Origin of the sequence: Devosia sp. SL43 (assembly GCF_021729885.1) — a bacterium.
Taxonomy (GTDB): Bacteria; Pseudomonadota; Alphaproteobacteria; order Rhizobiales; family Devosiaceae; genus Devosia.
Genome location: NZ_CP063401.1, coordinates 2,987,588 through 3,004,273 on the forward strand (window position 1 = coordinate 2,987,588; position 16,686 = coordinate 3,004,273).

The window sequence follows — 16,686 nt, forward strand, 5'->3', positions numbered from 1 at the left end:
CCTCTATGCCCTATTCGGCGGCGACGCCGACCCCGATCGGGCAGCTCACGCCGGTCCCCTGCAACCCGCAATAACCGCGCGGATTCTTGGCCAGGTACTGCTGGTGATAAGTCTCGGCATAGTAGAACGCGGGCGCCGGGGATATCTCGGTCGTGATCGGACCGAGGCCACGGGCATTGAGCGCCGCCTGGTAGGCTGCGCGGCTCTTGTCCACCACCGCCGCCTGTTCGGGCGTGGTGGTATAGATGGCCGAGCGATACTGGGTGCCCACATCATTGCCCTGCCGCATGCCCTCGGTCGGATTGTGCTCCTCCCAGAAGGTCTTGAGCAGCATGTCGAGGCTGATCGTGCCGGGGTCATAGACCACCTTGACCGCCTCGGTATGACCGGTACGGCCCGAGCAGGTTTCCTCATAGGTCGGGTTGGGCGTCGAGCCACCCTGGTAGCCCACTGCGGTGACGATCACGCCCGGCAGTTGCCAGAACAGACGCTCGGCGCCCCAGAAGCAGCCCAGGCCGAAATAGATGGTCTCGGCGCCGGCGGGGTAGGGACCCTTGAGGGACTGCCCATTGACGAAATGCTCAGCCGCGACAGGCATTTCCATCGCGCGGCCCGGCAGGGCTTCGCTGGCAGAGGGAATGGTCGTCGGCTTGGATTTGAAGAACATGGTCTTTCCTTCCTTTCACCAGACTATACGTCGCGACGGCGCCAAAGGTTACCGCCTAGATCTGGTCCTGCCGCAGGAACCGCTCACGATGCGGCTTCCGTCCCAGCAGCGCCAGCACAATCCCCAGCACGCCGAATATGGCAAAGGCCGGGTATTGCAGCACCGTCGCCAGCGCTGCATCCAGCAGGTCGGCAAAAAACCGGCTGTCGAAAAAGCCTTTGACGGCCTCAAGGCTTGGCGGATGGATTTGCGTCCACAAATCCGCCAGGCTCGTAAACACCAGCGCGTTGGCACCCAGCGAGCGGGTGCCGTCGATTACAAGCAAAACCAGCGCCAGGCCAATCAGCCAGGTGCCGAGAACTCTCAAAACAAGCCGCATCCACAATCCCGGTGCCGACGGGGAAGGGTTGGCCTACCGTTCCACCCCGTGCATATCCGGTCTTTTGCCATGTCGGCGGGGCCTCTAACAAGGTGGCAAGCCCTCTATCGCAAAACAATCGTCATCGCGGTGTCGTGATCCCTTGCGCCGGGGGCGACGATAAGTATATTGCGCCTCGCTCGCGCCGGCTTCCAAGCTGGCCCCTCCGGCGGTTCCAGCCCGGGGATAAGGCGATGCGGAGAGATGGCCGAGTGGTCGAAGGCGCACGCCTGGAAAGTGTGTAGGCGGGGAACCGTCTCAAGGGTTCGAATCCCTTTCTCTCCGCCATTTCATCCTTGGCTTTAGCGCTCCGACATCCTTGCCTGTTTGCGGGGGCAAGCCGATGCGCCGGATGGCCTGGGCCCCCGGGGAACGCGGCTTTCATCGACGGTCCGGCAACGAGGCCTCAGCTTCATCGAGAGCCTGATTGTGTCCGGAGGTGCCATCCAAGCAGTCAGTTTCGAACTTTGCGCTCAGGCGGCTCAGGCTGCTTGCCGGCGAGGTAGAGCGCATCCTGCTCGGCCGGTACCGCTATGGGGACGACTGGCGCGCCAAAGAACGAGCGCTTGAATGGCGCCTCTTTGCTGGCGACCGGGCGGGTGTTGGCAGGCGACAGGATTCCGAACAGCGTGAACATCGCGGCTCCTATTTGAAGATGCCCTTGAGCAGGCGGCCTTCGATCTCGGCGAGATCGGCGGTGCCTCGCTGGCGGGGGCGGGGCTGGTCAATAGCGATGTCGAGGGCGATCCGACCCTCGTCGAGCACGATGACCCTATCGGCCAGCGCCACGGCCTCACCGACATCGTGGGTTACGAACAGGGCGGTGAAGCCTTGCTCCTGCCAGACCCGCTCGACCAAAGACTGCATGGTGATGCGCGTCAGCGCATCGAGTGCGCCCAGGGGTTCGTCCATGGCGAGGAATGCCGGCTGGCTCACCAGCGCCCGGGCGAGGGCCGCGCGCTGGCGCTGGCCGCCGGATAGGCGCGATGGCCATTCGCCGGCCTTTTCGCCCAGTTGCACTTCGGCCAGTGCTGCCTCGGCCAGCCTCCTTGCCTCGCGCTTGTTCACGCCCTCGCCGAGCCCGACGACGACATTGTCGATGACGCTGGCCCAGGGCAACAATCGCGGTTCCTGAAAGACGATGCGCGAGCTCGGCTCGCTCTCGCTGCCATCCAGGCCAGTGAAGCTGATGCGTCCCGACGTTGGCGTATCGAGCCCGACCAGCAGCCGCAGCAGCGTGCTCTTGCCGCAGCCGCTCTTGCCGACAATTGCCAGGAACTGGCCTGCGGGAACCTCGAGGTCGAGATCGTGCAACACCTTTGTCTCGCCAAAGCTCTTGGAAAGCCCCTCGATGCGGATGCCGACGCCGCGCTCGCAGTCGCGCTGGCGCGGCGTCCGCGCCTCGTATTCGGGTTCGATATCCTTGCCCCAGGCATTCTTGGTGCGGGTACTGGTGTTCATGGTCAGCTCCTTGACGGCTTCTGGTAGGCGGGGTTCCACGACAGGGTCAGCCGCTCGAGCGTGAGCGCGATGACGTCGGCCAGCTTGCCGAGCAGGGCGTAGATAACGAGAGCCAGGATCACCACGTCGGTCATCATGAACTCGCGGGCCGAATTGGCCATGTGTCCGATGCCCGACGATGCGGCCATGGTTTCGGCCACGATCAGCGTTAGCCACATGATGCCCAGCGAGAAGCGCAGGCCGACAAAGATCGACGGCAGCGCGCCGGGGAAGATGACCTTGCGGAACAGCGTCCAGCCATTCATCCCATAGACGCGGCCCATCTCGATGAGCTGCGGATCAACATTACGCACGCCATGCAGGGTGTTGAGATAGATCGGGAAGAACACACCCAGCGCCGTGAGGAAGAGCTTGGCCTCCTCGCCAATGCCGAACCACAGGATGACCAAGGGGATCAGCGCCAGGTTCGGAATGGTGCGCAGCATCTGCAGTGTCGTATCGGTCAGCGCGTGGCTGAGGCGCGACACCCCATTGGCGAGACCAAGCAGGAAGCCGATGGAGCCGCCGACCAGCAGACCGGAAATAGCGCGGACGGCGCTGGCCTGGATGTTGACCGCCAGTTCACCGCTGGTGAGCTTGTCCCAGAAGGCCCAGACGACCTGGATCGGCGCTGGCATCAGCCGGTTGGTGATCCAGCCAAAGGACGATGCGGCCTGCCACAGCAGAACGATGCCGACCGGGAGAAGGAAAGGCAGCAGGCTGGTCGGTGAAATTGCGAAGGAACGACGCGGCGCGCGGACGCGCGAGCCGGTGGGCACGGAGATGGGCTTACCGAGTTCAGCAGCGAGAGTCATGTCGACCTTCCGGTGAAAGCAGGGAAAGCGGGCCGGCGTTGTGCCGGCCCGTCAGGGTCAGAGCGCGGGCGGATACCAGACGATGTCGCTGATCTTCAGTTCGCGCGGAATGATCTTGAGGCCGAAGAATTCATCGGCCAGCGCCTGCTGGTAGGCGATGATCTCGTCATTGAGCGGGGTGATGGCGCCGAGATTGGCGCCCTTGCGACCCAGTGTGATGCGGGTGATCTCGACCGGCACCCCGGTCACTGCCGAAACGGCCGCTGCGGTCGTGTCGAGATCAGCCTGCGCGGCCTCGCCGACCTTGCGCAACTCATTGATAACCTCGGCGACGACTGTCGGGTTGTCCCTGGCAAAGGCGCCGTTGGCCTGGAGGAACCCCCAGGAGTCGACTATACCCTCGGTCGTCGCCAGCACGCGGGTATCGGGCTGTTGCGCCGCGATGGCATAATAGGGGTCCCAGATGACCCAGGCATCGATCTGATTGTTGGCAAAGGCCGGTGCGGCATCGGGCGGCCCGAGATCGAGTGGAGTGATGTCGTCGAGCGTCAGACCGGCGCTGCGCAGCGCCTTCACGATGAAGTTGTGGGCGCTGGAACCACGCTTGAACGCGACCTTCTTGCCCTTGAGATCGGCCAGCGTCTGGATAGGTGAGTCTTGCTTAACCAGGATGGCCGAGCCGTCAAGGCTTCCTTGCGTTGCCGCCACATAGACCAGGTCGCCACCGGCGGCCTGGGCAAACAGCGGCGGCACGTCGCCGGTGGAGCCGAAGTCCAGCGCATTGGCGCCCAGTGCCTCAAGCAGCGGCGGGCCAGAGGTGAACTCGGCCCAGGTGACGGTGATGCCGCGTGGCGCCAGGCGCGCTTCGATGGCGCCGCTATTCTTGGCCAGCGCAAACACGCCGCCTTTCTGCCAGCCGATGCGGAATTCGGTGGCTTTGTCCTGCGCCCGGCCGGCGGTCGGCAGCGCCAGTACGGCAGCGGCGCCGGCGAAAAGCTGGAAAGTCTGTCTGCGGGTAAACATGGAAGGCTCCGTTGAAAGGATCAGGCGCTCTGCGCCAGGAGTTCGGCATTGCGGGCGGCTGCCAGCCGCCAGGCGAGTTCATCCACGACCCGCTCGATGCGGGCCTTGAGGTTGGTGCTGGCGGGGAGGTAGTCGGCGAAATCGGGCTCGGTGGCGTAGATGCCCGTCGAGAGGATGTCGGCCGAGAAGAAGGCAAAGAGCGGTCGCAAACCGTGGTCGACCACCAGCGCATGGCGCTCGCTGCCGCCGGTGGCGGTCAGCACCACCGGCTTGTCCTTGAGCGCCTTGGGATCGATCAGGTCGAACAGGTGCTTGAACAGGCCCGTATAGGTTCCCTTGTAGACCGGCGACCCGACCACGAGAGCATCGGCATTGGTGATGGTGTCGATCAGCTCAACCAGATCGGGCGGCGCGTGGCGTGGGTCGAGCGTCGCGCCCAGCGAGGGATGGATGTCCACCAGGTCATAGACCGTGGTGCGGGCGCCGGTGCGATCAGCCGTGGTCGCGACGATGGTCTCGACAAGGCTGCGCGTCCGGGAGGGAACGGAGGAACTGCCGGCGAAGCCGACGATATGAAGCTGGCTCATCAGGCGCTCCGCTGCTGCTGGTTGGCGCGGGCGACGAAGCGGTTGATCGGGCGCTCCAGGCCCAGGTTCTCGCGCAGTGTCGTGCCCTCGTATTCGGTGCGGTAGAGGCCGCGTTTCTGCAGGATCGGCACCACCTGCTCGACAAAGTCGGTGAGACCAGTGGGCAGGATGGGCGGCATGATGTTGAAGCCGTCGGCCGCGCCGTTTTCAAACCAGTCCTGCAGCGCGTCGGCGACCTGCTCAGGCGTGCCGACATAGGTTCGGTGACCACGGGCCGTGGCCAGTGACAGGTAGAGCTGGCGCAGGGTGAGCCCTGTGCGGGCAAGGTCCGACACCAGTTTGAGACGGCTCTTGTTGAGCTCGGTATCGGTGGGCAGGGGCGGGGCGATGTCGTCGAGCGAGTAGCCCGAGAGATCGACGCCGACATAGTATTGCTTGAGAATGCCCCAGGCGATCGAAGGATGGACCAGCGACTGGATGAAGTCGTAATTCTCCTTGGCCTCCGCCTCGGTGCCACCCAGCACAGGGAACAGGCCCGGCATGATCAGCAGTTGTTCGGGGCGGCGACCATGCTTGGCGAGTCGCCCCTTGATGTCGGAATAGAATTCCTGCCCATCAGCCAGCGTCTGGTTGGCGGTGAAGATCACCTCGGCGGTACGGGCAGCCAGGCTACGCCCGGCTTCGGAAGCCCCTGCCTGTACCACCACCGGACGGCCCTGCGGCGAGCGGGCAACATTGAGCGGACCGGCGACATCGAAGAACTGGCCGTGGTGATCGACCTTGTGCACCTTGTTCGGATCAAGGAAGACACCGCTTTCCTTGTCGACGATCAGCGCGTCGTCCTCGTAGCTGTCCCAGAGGTCGAGCACGAGATCGACGACCTCCTCGGCGCGCTCGTAGCGGTTGGCATGGGCGGGGTGCCCGGCGATGGAGAAGTTCTTGGAGACGTCAGCGCCTGTGGTCACCACGTTCCATGCAGCCCGGCCCTTGCTGATGTGATCGAGCGAGGCAAATTTGCGGGCCAGCAGATAGGGGTCCTCGTATGTGGTCGAGGCGGTGGCTACGAAGCCGATATTGCTCGTCACCTGCGACAGGGCCGACCATAGTGTCACCGGCTCGAAATGGGCCGAATGGCTGACGCGGCTACGGATTTCCGGATCGCGGTCTCCGTCCCAGCCAGCCGGGCTGTCGGCCACGAAGACCAGGTCGAACAGGCCCTTCTCGGCCGTCTGCGCCAGGTCGCGATAGTGGTCGATGCTGTGGCCCGCATGGGCGTCGGCATCAGGGTGTCGCCAGGCGGCGATGTGGTGTCCCGTCGCCATGATGAAGGCGCCAAGGCGAATTCTGCGTGTTGTGTCACTCATCTCGACCTCACGATGTTCACTGCACCCTATTCGTGCAGCGGCATCATTTGGCACTATCTCTACCAAACTAGTCGAGTATCAGTTTTTGCGTTGTTTCCGGAGTTTCCAGTTTGGCTTTTCGCCGGAATCCCAATGCTGGGGAGACGGTTCCACAACGAGGAAGCGGGTCGTCAATGGCACGAGGAGGCACCCCCAGCTGGCTTGGCCAAAGTCGCCGCCGGTGCCGGAACCGAGATTCTCGACACCTGCGCACCTGTTATCCGGGGCCTTAAACCAGCGCGTCGCGTCCGCTGGCATTGGAGGCCATGGCGGCGTCGAGCACCTTCTGGATCTGGGCCGCGCGGCGGAAGGATGGCTCCTGCGTCTTGCCGGCCCGCACGGCGGCAACGAAGCGCTGATAGTTGGTTTCGACCGGATCGAACGGTACATCGTGCCACTTGGCCGCATGCACATCCTCGCCCGTGCAGGCGCGTAGCGTCGATGTGCCGGTGTCGTAGATCATCTCCACCGAGCCGGTCTCGCCATAGACCCGCAGGCGCAGCTGATCCATCTGCCCGGCCGCTGTGCGCGTTGCCTGGATGGTGCCGATGGCGCCGCTGGTGAAGTCGACATTCATCGTAAAACTGTCATTGGCGTCGAGCGTATATTCGCCGATACGGTTATCAGGCGCCTTGTCGAAGGTGCGCAGGCGCCCAAACACCTTTGCCACGTCGAGGCCCGAGCCATAGGAGGCAAAGTCGACGATGTGGATGCCGATGTCACCCAAGGCGCCATTGGAGCCGTGACCGGTCGACAGCCGCCACAGGAACTTGGTCTCGGTGTGCCAGTCGCCCCAATGGTTGCCGACCAGCCAGCTCTGCAGATGCGACGCCTCGACATGCCGCACCTTGCCGATGGCGCCTGATAGCACCAGTTCGCGGCCTTTCTGGACCGCCGGCGAGTTGCGATAGGTCAGGTTGACCATGCCCACCTTGCCCGAGGCCTCGATCGCCTCGGTCATTTCCATTGCCTTTATGGCATTGGTGGCCAGGGGCTTCTCGCAAAACACATGCTTGCCGGCGGCAATGGCCTGCATCGTGGTGGGGTGATGGATGCGGTCGGGCGTGACATTGGCCACCGCGTCGAATTCGCCCCAGGCCAGTGCGTCTTCGAGCGAGGCGAACTGCCGTTCGATGCCATGCGTGGCGCAGAATTCCGCCAGCCGCGCCGGATCGACATCGACGCCACCGACTAGGCTCACGCCATCGATCTTGGAAAAATTGTCGGCATGGGCATTGGCCATGCCGCCGGTGCCCAGAATGAGCAGGCGCATCGTGAAACCTCCCTAAAAGCGGCCCGCTCTTGCGGTTGCCGCCGTCAAATTGTCAGCTCCGCCAGTGCGGCACGGGCTCGGCCAGAGTCTGCAAATCTTCCGTCGGTGCCCCGTCGATGCGCTTGAGCAAAAGCCGGGTCAGCTCGCCGCCTGCCGCGAACACGTCCTCGCGGATGCTGTCGAGATCAGGAAACAGTGTCGGCAGGATGCCCGAGGTCTGCTTGTAGATCAGCTGCACATCCTGCCCGAGCTTGAGCCCGCCCTCGAGCAACCCGCCTACCAGGGCGATCGTGCGCATCTCGCTATCGCTGATGATTCCGTCCGGTCTCGGATCTTCGCTGGCGAGGTCGAGGCCCAGTTTGCGCAATTCGGCGGGGCTGCGGGCCTGTGAGCCATCCAGGATACGGGCCTCTATCCCCGCCCGGGCCGTCGCCTTGTGAAAGGCGGTGGTGATGTTGTGGTAGTTGGTGGTGCTGTCGTCGCCGATCATCAACATCACCCGCTTACAGCCCTTGCTGGCCAGCCGCTCGACAGCGGTCGAGGCAAACACCTCGGAGTGGAAGTCGTGATAGGGGTGCGGCGTATAGAACTCGGTGCGGCCATGGCTGACGAAGGGAAAATCCGCATCGATCATCATCTGCACGCGCCGGTCGCGCGGTCCGGTATGGGTGATGATGACGCCGTCGGCCGTCCGGTTGTCGAGCACGTAGCGAATGGTCTCGGCCGAGTTCTGCCGCTCGAATTCGGGGATGACCGTCAGGTGATAGCGCGTGCCCTTGATGGCGTGGCCAATGCCCTGGATCATCTGGCGGGCAAAATCCGGCGAGTCCTCCGATCCGTCCAGCACCAGCGCAATGACATTGGTCTTTCCGGTGCGCAAACGCACGCCGGCACGATCTGGGACATAACCGAGCGACTGGGCGGCCTCGGCCACCTTGTCGCGCGTTTCCTGCTTGAGCGTGGTGCCGCCGCGCAGCGATAGCGACACCGTCGACAGGCTCAATCCCGTGACCTCGGCTATGGTGCGCAGCGTGACGCGCGGATTGGCTTTGCCGCGACCGCTCGATGTCAATTTCTGGCTCATGCGTCTCGTATTCCCCACCCCGTTTTACACCGGTCGGCGCAGAAACCAAACCACACAAATTTTGCAACGATGCAGCGATTCAAGGTCGCCATCTGAAACGATTGCACAATTATAACTGACTGAAAAAGAAAGAGAAAATATACATATAGTCACTATTCCTGTCCAATTTCGATTCACAATTGCAACGTTGCATCGAATGTGTTTACCTCTCGACGCGCTTGGATGAGGGTTCTGGCGCAGGGCTGCCCACGAGAGGCGGCAGGAGCTTTACGAGGAGGAGTTGATGCTCAAGAAGGGTTTTCTGACCACGGTGGCGGCAATGTCGCTCATGGTCGCCGCTGCGCTTCCCGCGCAGGCCGAAGTCTCGATCATGTATCCGGAATGGATCGCATCGCTGGTCGAGCCGGGTATCGAGGCCTACAAGGCCGAGACCGGCGACACCGTGAACGCCATCAAGCTGCCGGGCCAGGGCTATGACCAGCGCATCGCGCTCGATCTCAGCGCCGGCACCGCCGCCGATGTGAACGTCATCGACAGCTTCATGGTCTCCGAACTGGCCGCTGCCGGCTATCTCGCCTCGCTCAACGACATGGCGGCCGCCTGGGACCAGTACCAGTATTATCTGCCGGGCCTGCTCGAAGTGGCGTCCTATCAGGGCAGTGTCTATGCCCTGCCGACCGATACCGACGTGCGGATGCTCTGGTACGATAAGTCCAATTTCGAAAAGGCCGGCATCGCTATGCCGTGGGAGCCCAAGAGCTGGGCCGACATTCTCGATGCCGCGCAGAAGCTCAAGGATGCGGGCGTCCAGTATCCGTTCCAGATTCCGGCCGGCACCAAGCAGGGCGAAGCCACCACGATGCAGGGCGTCTACATGGCCCTTCTCGGTGCTGATGTCCCCGAGGGCGATCGCAACCGCCTGCTCAACCGCGAAACCAACCAGTGGATCGGCGACAGCCCCGGCCTGCGCCGTGTCTTCGACCTGTACCACCAGGTCTTCGTCGAGCGTGAGCTGAACCCGGCCGACCTCAACTACGCCACCGATATCGGTGCTGCCGTCCGTGCTGCCCTCGCCGATGACAAGCTGGGCATCCTGGCTTCCGGCTCCTGGGAAGATGCCTGCCTGTGGGATTGCAACGCCCCTCCATCACGCGAAGAGCGCGATGCCCTGGTCGGCTGGACCCCATGGCCTGGTTCGGGTGAACCCGGCACCAAGGCAACCACCAATATTTCGGGTGGCTGGGCCATCGGCATCAACTCCAAGGCCGCCGATGCCGACGCTTCGTTCAAGCTGGTGACCTCGATCTTCGACGAAGGCAACTTCAAGGCCTGGACGCTGGCTAACCACCGCATGGCGGTCCGCACCGATATTTCGGAATCCCCGGACTATACCGCTGACCCGTTCCTGGCCGAGGCCACCGCGCTCGCCGCCGATACCACCGGCCGCGACACGATTCCCGGCTACCAGACGGTCTCGGCTCTGATCCAGCAGGCCACGTCCGACCTGCTCGATGGCGCCAGCGTCGACGAAGTCATCCAGACCTACCACGAGGCCCTGGTCGACGAGTTCGGCGAAGAGAACGTCATCACCTACGAATAAACCGAACACCTCCCGACGCGGCGGCACCCAATGTCCTCTGGGTGTCGCCGTGACGCTTCTGGCAGGGGACTGTCCACAACCACGATGTCACCCCGGCGAAGGCCGGGGTCCATCCTGAGATCGAAGATCCGGCGCCATCTCAAGATGGATTCCGGCCTTCGCCGGAATGACACCGCGCAAGTTATGGGCCTGTGTGAACTATGAAGAACCAAGCCAACCCCTGGCTCACCAGCAATCTTTGGATCCTCGGCCTGGGCATGTTGCCGGCGGCCCTGCTCATCGGCGCGCTGCTCTATTTCACCGCCTGGGCCTTCGCCTTCAGCTTCACCGATCTGGCTCTTGTGGGGCGGAAATCCGTCGAGTGGAGCTGGGTGGGCCTGCAGAATTTCGAACGCCTGTTCACGCGCCGCGGCTTCCTCGAGTCGCTCTGGACCACCGTCATCTTCGTCTTCTTCTCGGCTATCGTCGGCCAGTCGGTACTGGGCTTCCTGCTCGCGGCTTTGCTGCGCGGCAGCCAGTCGACCATTCGCAGCGTCGTCGAAGTCTGCATCATGCTGGGCTGGCTGCTGCCCGATATCGTGGCCGCATTCCTGTGGTCGGCGACGACCAGCCAGACCGGTCTCATCAACCAGCTCTTCGTCATTCCGTTTGGCCTCGAGCCGATCAATTTCATCAACCAATACGCGCTGCCTATCGTCACCATCGCCAATATCTGGAAGGGCACCGCCTGGTCTTACCTGCTGTTCTCGGCGGCTCTGGATTCGGTGTCGCGCGAGGTCGTCGAGGCCGCCAAGGTCGATGGCGCAACGCCGTTCCAGCGCATCTGGATGGTGCAGCTGCCGATCATCCGGCCGCATATCGCCACCAACATGCTGTTCATCACCATCTGGACCTTCACCTATTTCCCGCTGATCTTCGCCATGACCGGCGGCGGTCCGGGCACGGCCACCCAGACGCTGGCGGTGTTCCTCTACAATCAGAGTTTTTCGCGCGGCAATCTTGGCTTCGGCAGTGCCATTTCGGTGGCCATGCTGGTCATCGTGGGTCTGTTGTCCCTGGTCTATCTGCGTATGCTGCGGGAGCCCAAGTAATGGAATCGAGCGAAACAACCTCCCGCATCACCGCCATTGCGCTGGCCTTCATGGCTGTCATCTGGGTCAGCCCATTCTCTTGGCTGTTCCTCAACGCCTTCAACCCACTATCGACCGGGCAGCTCGAAATCCCCAAATCGGTCGGGCTCGACAATTTCGCCATGGCCATGAGCGGCAATGCCGGCAAGCAGTTCCTCAATTCCATGCTGATTGCCGCCGGCACCGCCACGCTCAGCGTTGTCGTCGGCATCTCCGCCGCCTATCCGTTGTCGCGCCTGCGTATCCCGGGCCGCAATGCCTTCCTCTGGACGCTGGTGCTGCTGCGCATGCTGCCATCGGCCGGCGTGCTGGTGCCGCTCTACTTTGCCGCCCAACGCGGCGGACTGCTCAACCAGTTCGGTGTCATCGTCGCGCTGACCATCCTCAACCTGCCGTTCACGCTACTGCTGCTGAAGAACTTCTTCGACACGGTGCCGATTGAGCTTGAAGAGGCGGCCTATGTCGAGGGCGCGACGCTGCTGCAGATCGTCACCAAGATCGTGCTGCCCATGTCGAAGGCCGGCATTGCGGTGGTCTGGTTCTATAGCTTCACCGGGGCCTGGAACGAGTTCCTGCTGCCCCTGATCTTTGCCCGCGTGCAGGATGCCTTCCCCATGTCGGTGGGCCTTTACGCGGCATTCGGCCAGCAGGGCGCCATCAACTACGGCTTCCTCACGGCCTTCTCGATTATCTACGCAGCGCCGGCGGTCGGCGTCTATTTCTTGTTGCGGCGAAACATGAACACAGGGTTCGCCGGTGTCGGAGTTAAAGGATGACCTATTCCAACCCCATGTCGACCAAGCTCGGTTTGCTGGACGACGATCTCAAGATGGAAGGCAAGCTCATCCGGCTTTGCAAGGATCTCGAAAAGAAGATCCTGACGCCGATTTCGGACGTCCCCTGGCAGTGGCACGTACAGCGCGCCGACGTGACCGCAGAGGCAGCGCTGAAGTCCGACTGGCGCAAATGGGAAGAGTTCGGCCCCCATTCCGTCTGGGCCAAGAAGCAGGGCCATACCTGGTTCGCCGCCGAAGTCACCGTGCCCGAGGCCGCCAAGGGCAAGACCTTCGTGCTCAAGTTCACCAGCCAGTGGCAGGACCGCCCCGGCTCGACCGATCCGCAATGTCTCGCCTATATCGACGGCAAGATCGCCCAGGCGCTTGACGGCAACCACACCGAACTGGTGATCGAGCGCAACGCCAAGCCGGGCAGCAAGCACACCCTGCTGGTCAACGCCTTCACCTTCTTCGATCGTCCGTTGGTCGGCTTCAAGGTCGAGTTCTACACGCGCAGCGAGCGCACCGAAAAGCTCTATTGGGACCTGCAGACGCCGCTCGACGTGGCTGTCCGCCTCTACCAGAACGACCCGCGCCGCCAGGCCATCCTCAACATCATCGACCGCGCCCTGCGTGCCCTCGATCGCCGCGATGGCTTCACGCCCGAATTCGAAGCCTCGCTTGGGGCTGCCGAAAAAATCGCCGGCGAAATCTACAAGCTGGTCGATACCGAGACGCAGCCGCAGATTACCGCCGTCGGCTCGACCCATCTCGACGTCGGCTGGCTGTGGCGCGTCATGCATACCCGCGACAAGACCGGCCGGTCTTTCGCCACGGTGCTCAACCTGATGGAAGAGTATCCCGAATTCATCTTCATGTATAACCAGTCGGTCCTCTTCGACTTCCTCAAGAAGGACTATCCCGAGCTGTGGGAACGCATGCTCAAGAAGGTGAAGTCCGGTCATTTCGAGATCGAAGGCGCGATGTGGGTGGAGCCCGACGTCAACATCGTCTCGGGTGAATCGCTGGTCCGCCAGATCATGCGCGGTCGCCGCTTCCATATCGAGGAGTTTGGCGTCGACCCCAAGACTGTCTGGCTGCCCGATACCTTCGGCTATTCCGCCAACCTGCCGCAGGTGATGGACAAGTCGGGGCTCAAATACTTCGTCACCAGTAAGCTCAGCTGGAACGATACCGATCGCCACCCCTATGACAGCTTCCACTGGAAGGGCATCGACGGCACCGTCACCAAGGCCCAGCTGATCACTGCGCAGAAATACGACAGCGAAGAGATCTTCACGACCTACAATGGCGACCTCTCGGTCTCCGAAACCATGGGCGCCTGGAAGCGCTACGAACCCAAGGCCGTCCACAACGAAGTGGTCATGTCCTATGGCTATGGCGATGGCGGCGGCGGCCCGACCCGCGGCATGATCGAGCGCGGCATCCGCCTTGAACGCGGCATTCCTGGCGCGCCTCGCGTCAAGCTTGAAGGCATCGTGCCCTTCCTCGAACGCCTCGGCGCCAAGATGGACGCCCCGGGCAACAAGTTCCCCACCTGGAACGGCGAGCTTTACCTGCAATACCACCGCGGCACCCTGACCTCGGTCGCCAAGAACAAGGCAAACAACCGCCGCGCCGAACGCATGCTGCGCGAGCTGGAATTCCTCGGCGCCATGGCCCTTGTCCAGGCAGGCGCCGCCTATCCTGCCGATACCCTGGCTGAGTTCTGGGAACTGGTGCTGATCAACCAGTTCCACGACATCCTGCCCGGCACCTCTATCCCCGAAGTCTATGTCGATAGCGACAACGAATACGGCCAGATATTCTCGACCCTCGGCTCGCAGAACGGACCGTGGCACGCTGCTGCCCAGGCCTTCGCCAAGCCGGGTGCCGACCAGCTGCGCCTATTCAACTTCACAGGCCAGACACGTTCGGGCCTGGTGTCGCTGGGCAGCGATGCAGCGGTGGCGGGCACATCGCTGGCGGTTGCCGGAACGGCGCATCCGGTACAGAAGCTGACCCGCGCCGATGGCACAGCCGAGTTCGCCGCTCCGGTCAGCGAGATCGTCCCGCTCGGCTGGACCGGCGCGCAACTCGTCGCAGGCGGCGCTGCCAATTCGACCTCGGCGGTTTCGGTGTCCGAAACCCATCTCGAAAACGAACTGCTTAAGGTCACCTTCGACAAGTCTGGTGAGATTACCTCGGTCTTCGACAAGACCCGCAACCGCGAGACGCTTGCCGCCGGCGCCAAGGCCAACCGCCTCATCGCCTATGAAGACAAGCCGATGGAGTGGGACGCCTGGGACATCGACCGCTACTTCGAAGAGCAGTTCTGGCCGCTGGCCGACAGCAAATCGAAGATTTCGGTGGTCGAAACCGGCCCGCATCGCGCCGCCATCCGCGTCGAGCGGCACTACCAGAAGTCGAAGATCGTCCAGGTCATCTCCCTCGCCGCTGGCGCACGCCAGATCGAGTTCGATACCTTCATCGACTGGCAGGAGCGGGCGCAGGTCATCAAAGCCCAGTTCCCGTTCGATCTCAACACCTCCGAAATCCGCTCGGAAATTCAGTTCGGCCACGTCAAGCGCCCGACCCATCGCAACACCACCTGGGACCGCGCCCGCTTCGAGGCGTCGATGCATCGCTGGGTTGATCTCAGCGAGGCCGATTTCGGCGTCGCTTTGCTCAACGACAGCAAATACGCCTATGACTGCCACGAGCAATCTGTCCGCCTGACTCTGGTCCGCGGCTCGACCTTCCCTCATCCGGAAGCCGACCTGGGCGAGCACCGCATCCGCTACGCGCTCTTCGTTCACGACGGCGTCGCCGACCTTGCCGACGTGCATCGCGCCGCTGAGCGCTTCAACAATCCCGTTGCGGTGATTGGCTCGCAGAAGACCTCCAGCATGCTGGCAGAAACCGGCAGCTTCAGCTTCGCCAGTGTCGACCAGTCCAACGTCACGCTGGAGACGGTCAAGAAGGCCGAAAAGAGCGATGCCGTGGTGTTGCGCATCTTCGAGCACGCCAATATCCGCGCCGACGCGACGGTGACCTTCGGTCTTCCAGTCAAATCGGTCCGGGTGGTCAACCTGATGGAGGAGGGCGCTGGCAAGCCCTTGGCAATCAAGGACAATGGCGTGACCTTGTCGCTGCGCCCGTTCGAGATCACCACACTTCTGATCGAGACCTGAGGAGGTTCTTATGGCCGATGTTTCGCTGCGCGGGATCCGGAAATCCTATGGCTCGATGGAGGTCGTCCATGGGGTCGACCTCGACATCAAATCCGGCGAGTTCGTTGTTTTCGTTGGACCTTCCGGCTGCGGCAAGTCCACATTGCTCCGCATGATCGCCGGCCTGGAGCCGATTTCGGGCGGCGAAATCTCCATCGGGGGGAGGGTCGTCAACGACGTTCCTTCCCCGCAGCGCGGCATCGCCATGGTGTTCCAGTCATATGCGCTTTATCCGCATATGACGGTTTACGACAACATGGCCTTCGGTCTGAAGCTCGCCAAGACGCCGAAAGCTGAGGTGGATCAGCGGGTTAGGGAAGCGGCGCGGATACTGCAGATCGAAGCCTACCTCGATCGCATGCCCAAAGCCTTGTCCGGTGGCCAGCGCCAGCGCGTCGCCATCGGCCGGGCCATCGTGCGGCAGCCAAAGGTGTTCCTGTTCGACGAACCGCTGTCCAATCTCGACGCCTCTTTGCGCGCCCAGACTCGTATCGAGATCGCCAAGCTGCACGATACGCTAGACGCGACAATGATTTACGTGACCCACGACCAGGTCGAAGCCATGACCCTGGCCGACCGCATCGTGGTGCTCAATGCCGGCGTGATCGAGCAGGTCGGCAGCCCGCTCGAGCTCTACCGCAACCCGGTCAACACCTTCGTTGCCGGCTTCATCGCCAGCCAGCGCATGAACTTCCTCACAGTGTCACCCCAGGTCACCGGCTTGGCCCTACCGGGTAAGGGGCTGTTAACATTGAGCCATCCACAATTGGCCAATGCGCGGTCAATCGGCGTTCGCCCCGAACACCTGCTTCTTGCCGATGCCGGTTCCGCCGATCTCTCCGGTTCGCTGTCGGTCATCGAACAGTTCGGCGAATATGCCCTGGCCTATGTCGAACTGCCCGATGGTGAGCTGGTCACCCTCAAACTCGACGGTGCCCCCGAACTTACCTTGCACCAGACGGTCCATATCGCTGTGCCACCCGATGTCGTGCATCTGTTCGACCAGGCGGGCAGGGCCCTGCGTTAGGCACGCGCATGGGACTTTAGGCTAACAGGACCGTGAGGCGGAATTGCGAGTCGCGGTCGGTCTCGCAAAGTCTCCCAATAGACAGACGAAGCGCTTTTACTGATCCGTAGTGATGGGGCTTGGCGCGGCGGGCTCTCTTTGCCATGATTG

At 62.7% G+C, this 16,686-nt stretch carries 15 protein-coding genes and 1 tRNA gene; 6 read left to right on the forward strand and 10 right to left on the reverse strand.

From position 1 onward, the window contains the following. Positions 1-10 precede the first annotated feature (10 nt). Together msrA and IM737_RS14755 are read right to left on the reverse strand one after the other, a co-directional pair. The gene (msrA, locus tag IM737_RS14750; RefSeq protein WP_236894946.1) at positions 11-667 is read right to left on the reverse strand and encodes a peptide-methionine (S)-S-oxide reductase MsrA; all 657 of its coding nucleotides are present in this window, start codon (positions 665-667) and stop codon (positions 11-13) included. A gap of 55 nt (positions 668-722) precedes the next feature. Next, the gene (locus tag IM737_RS14755; protein WP_236894949.1) at positions 723-1,046 is read right to left on the reverse strand and encodes a hypothetical protein; all 324 of its coding nucleotides are present in this window, start codon (positions 1,044-1,046) and stop codon (positions 723-725) included. Between the two features lie 237 nt (positions 1,047-1,283). Between IM737_RS14755 and IM737_RS14760 the strand changes: the two genes are divergently transcribed. Then, positions 1,284-1,373, forward strand: a tRNA-Ser gene (locus IM737_RS14760). Positions 1,374-1,539: 166 nt separating this feature from the next. Here the strand turns inward: IM737_RS14760 and IM737_RS14765 are convergent. The 8 genes from IM737_RS14765 to IM737_RS14800 form a co-directional block, all read right to left on the reverse strand. Then, positions 1,540-1,722: a hypothetical protein gene (locus IM737_RS14765; RefSeq protein WP_236894963.1), complete on the reverse strand. Its 183-nt coding sequence runs from the start codon at positions 1,720-1,722 to the stop codon at positions 1,540-1,542. Positions 1,723-1,730: 8 nt separating this feature from the next. Continuing rightward, positions 1,731-2,546 carry an ABC transporter ATP-binding protein gene (locus tag IM737_RS14770; RefSeq protein ID WP_236894967.1) on the reverse strand — a complete coding sequence of 272 codons (816 nt, stop codon included), beginning with the start codon at positions 2,544-2,546 and terminating at the stop codon, positions 1,731-1,733. Between the two features lie 2 nt (positions 2,547-2,548). Beyond that, positions 2,549-3,400 carry an ABC transporter permease subunit gene (locus IM737_RS14775; RefSeq protein ID WP_236894971.1) on the reverse strand — a complete coding sequence of 284 codons (852 nt, stop codon included), beginning with the start codon at positions 3,398-3,400 and terminating at the stop codon, positions 2,549-2,551. Positions 3,401-3,457: 57 nt separating this feature from the next. Further along, positions 3,458-4,423: an aliphatic sulfonate ABC transporter substrate-binding protein gene (locus IM737_RS14780; RefSeq protein WP_236894985.1), complete on the reverse strand. Its 966-nt coding sequence runs from the start codon at positions 4,421-4,423 to the stop codon at positions 3,458-3,460. 20 nt (positions 4,424-4,443) lie between these two features. Then, positions 4,444-5,010 (reverse strand): FMN reductase, encoded by a 567-nt coding sequence (msuE, locus tag IM737_RS14785; protein WP_236894988.1) that lies wholly within the window; start codon positions 5,008-5,010, stop codon positions 4,444-4,446. Beyond that, positions 5,010-6,374: an LLM class flavin-dependent oxidoreductase gene (locus tag IM737_RS14790; RefSeq protein ID WP_236894991.1), complete on the reverse strand. Its 1,365-nt coding sequence runs from the start codon at positions 6,372-6,374 to the stop codon at positions 5,010-5,012. The genes msuE and IM737_RS14790 overlap by 1 nt, the downstream gene beginning before the upstream one ends. Before the next feature lie 268 nt (positions 6,375-6,642). Next, the gene (locus IM737_RS14795; protein WP_236894994.1) at positions 6,643-7,686 is read right to left on the reverse strand and encodes a Gfo/Idh/MocA family protein; all 1,044 of its coding nucleotides are present in this window, start codon (positions 7,684-7,686) and stop codon (positions 6,643-6,645) included. A gap of 52 nt (positions 7,687-7,738) precedes the next feature. Continuing rightward, positions 7,739-8,770 (reverse strand): LacI family transcriptional regulator, encoded by a 1,032-nt coding sequence (locus IM737_RS14800; protein WP_236894997.1) that lies wholly within the window; start codon positions 8,768-8,770, stop codon positions 7,739-7,741. Positions 8,771-9,053: 283 nt separating this feature from the next. On the opposite strand from IM737_RS14800, the gene IM737_RS14805 reads away from it, so the two are divergent. From IM737_RS14805 to IM737_RS14825, 5 genes are all read left to right on the forward strand, one after another. Beyond that, positions 9,054-10,370, forward strand: coding sequence for an extracellular solute-binding protein (locus tag IM737_RS14805; RefSeq protein WP_236895000.1), 1,317 nt, complete (start codon positions 9,054-9,056; stop codon positions 10,368-10,370). 200 nt (positions 10,371-10,570) lie between these two features. Then, positions 10,571-11,461 (forward strand): carbohydrate ABC transporter permease, encoded by an 891-nt coding sequence (locus IM737_RS14810; RefSeq protein WP_236895003.1) that lies wholly within the window; start codon positions 10,571-10,573, stop codon positions 11,459-11,461. After that, positions 11,461-12,276 (forward strand): carbohydrate ABC transporter permease, encoded by an 816-nt coding sequence (locus tag IM737_RS14815; RefSeq protein WP_236895005.1) that lies wholly within the window; start codon positions 11,461-11,463, stop codon positions 12,274-12,276. Before IM737_RS14810 ends, IM737_RS14815 begins: the two co-directional genes overlap by 1 nt. Continuing rightward, entirely contained in the window at positions 12,273-15,470 is a 3,198-nt protein-coding gene (locus IM737_RS14820; RefSeq protein ID WP_236895007.1) for an alpha-mannosidase, read from the forward strand. The genes IM737_RS14815 and IM737_RS14820 overlap by 4 nt, the downstream gene beginning before the upstream one ends. Positions 15,471-15,480: 10 nt before the next feature. After that, positions 15,481-16,536, forward strand: a complete 1,056-nt coding sequence (locus IM737_RS14825) for an ABC transporter ATP-binding protein (RefSeq protein ID WP_272906533.1) — start codon at positions 15,481-15,483, stop codon at positions 16,534-16,536. The last annotated feature ends 150 nt before the right edge of the window (positions 16,537-16,686 follow it).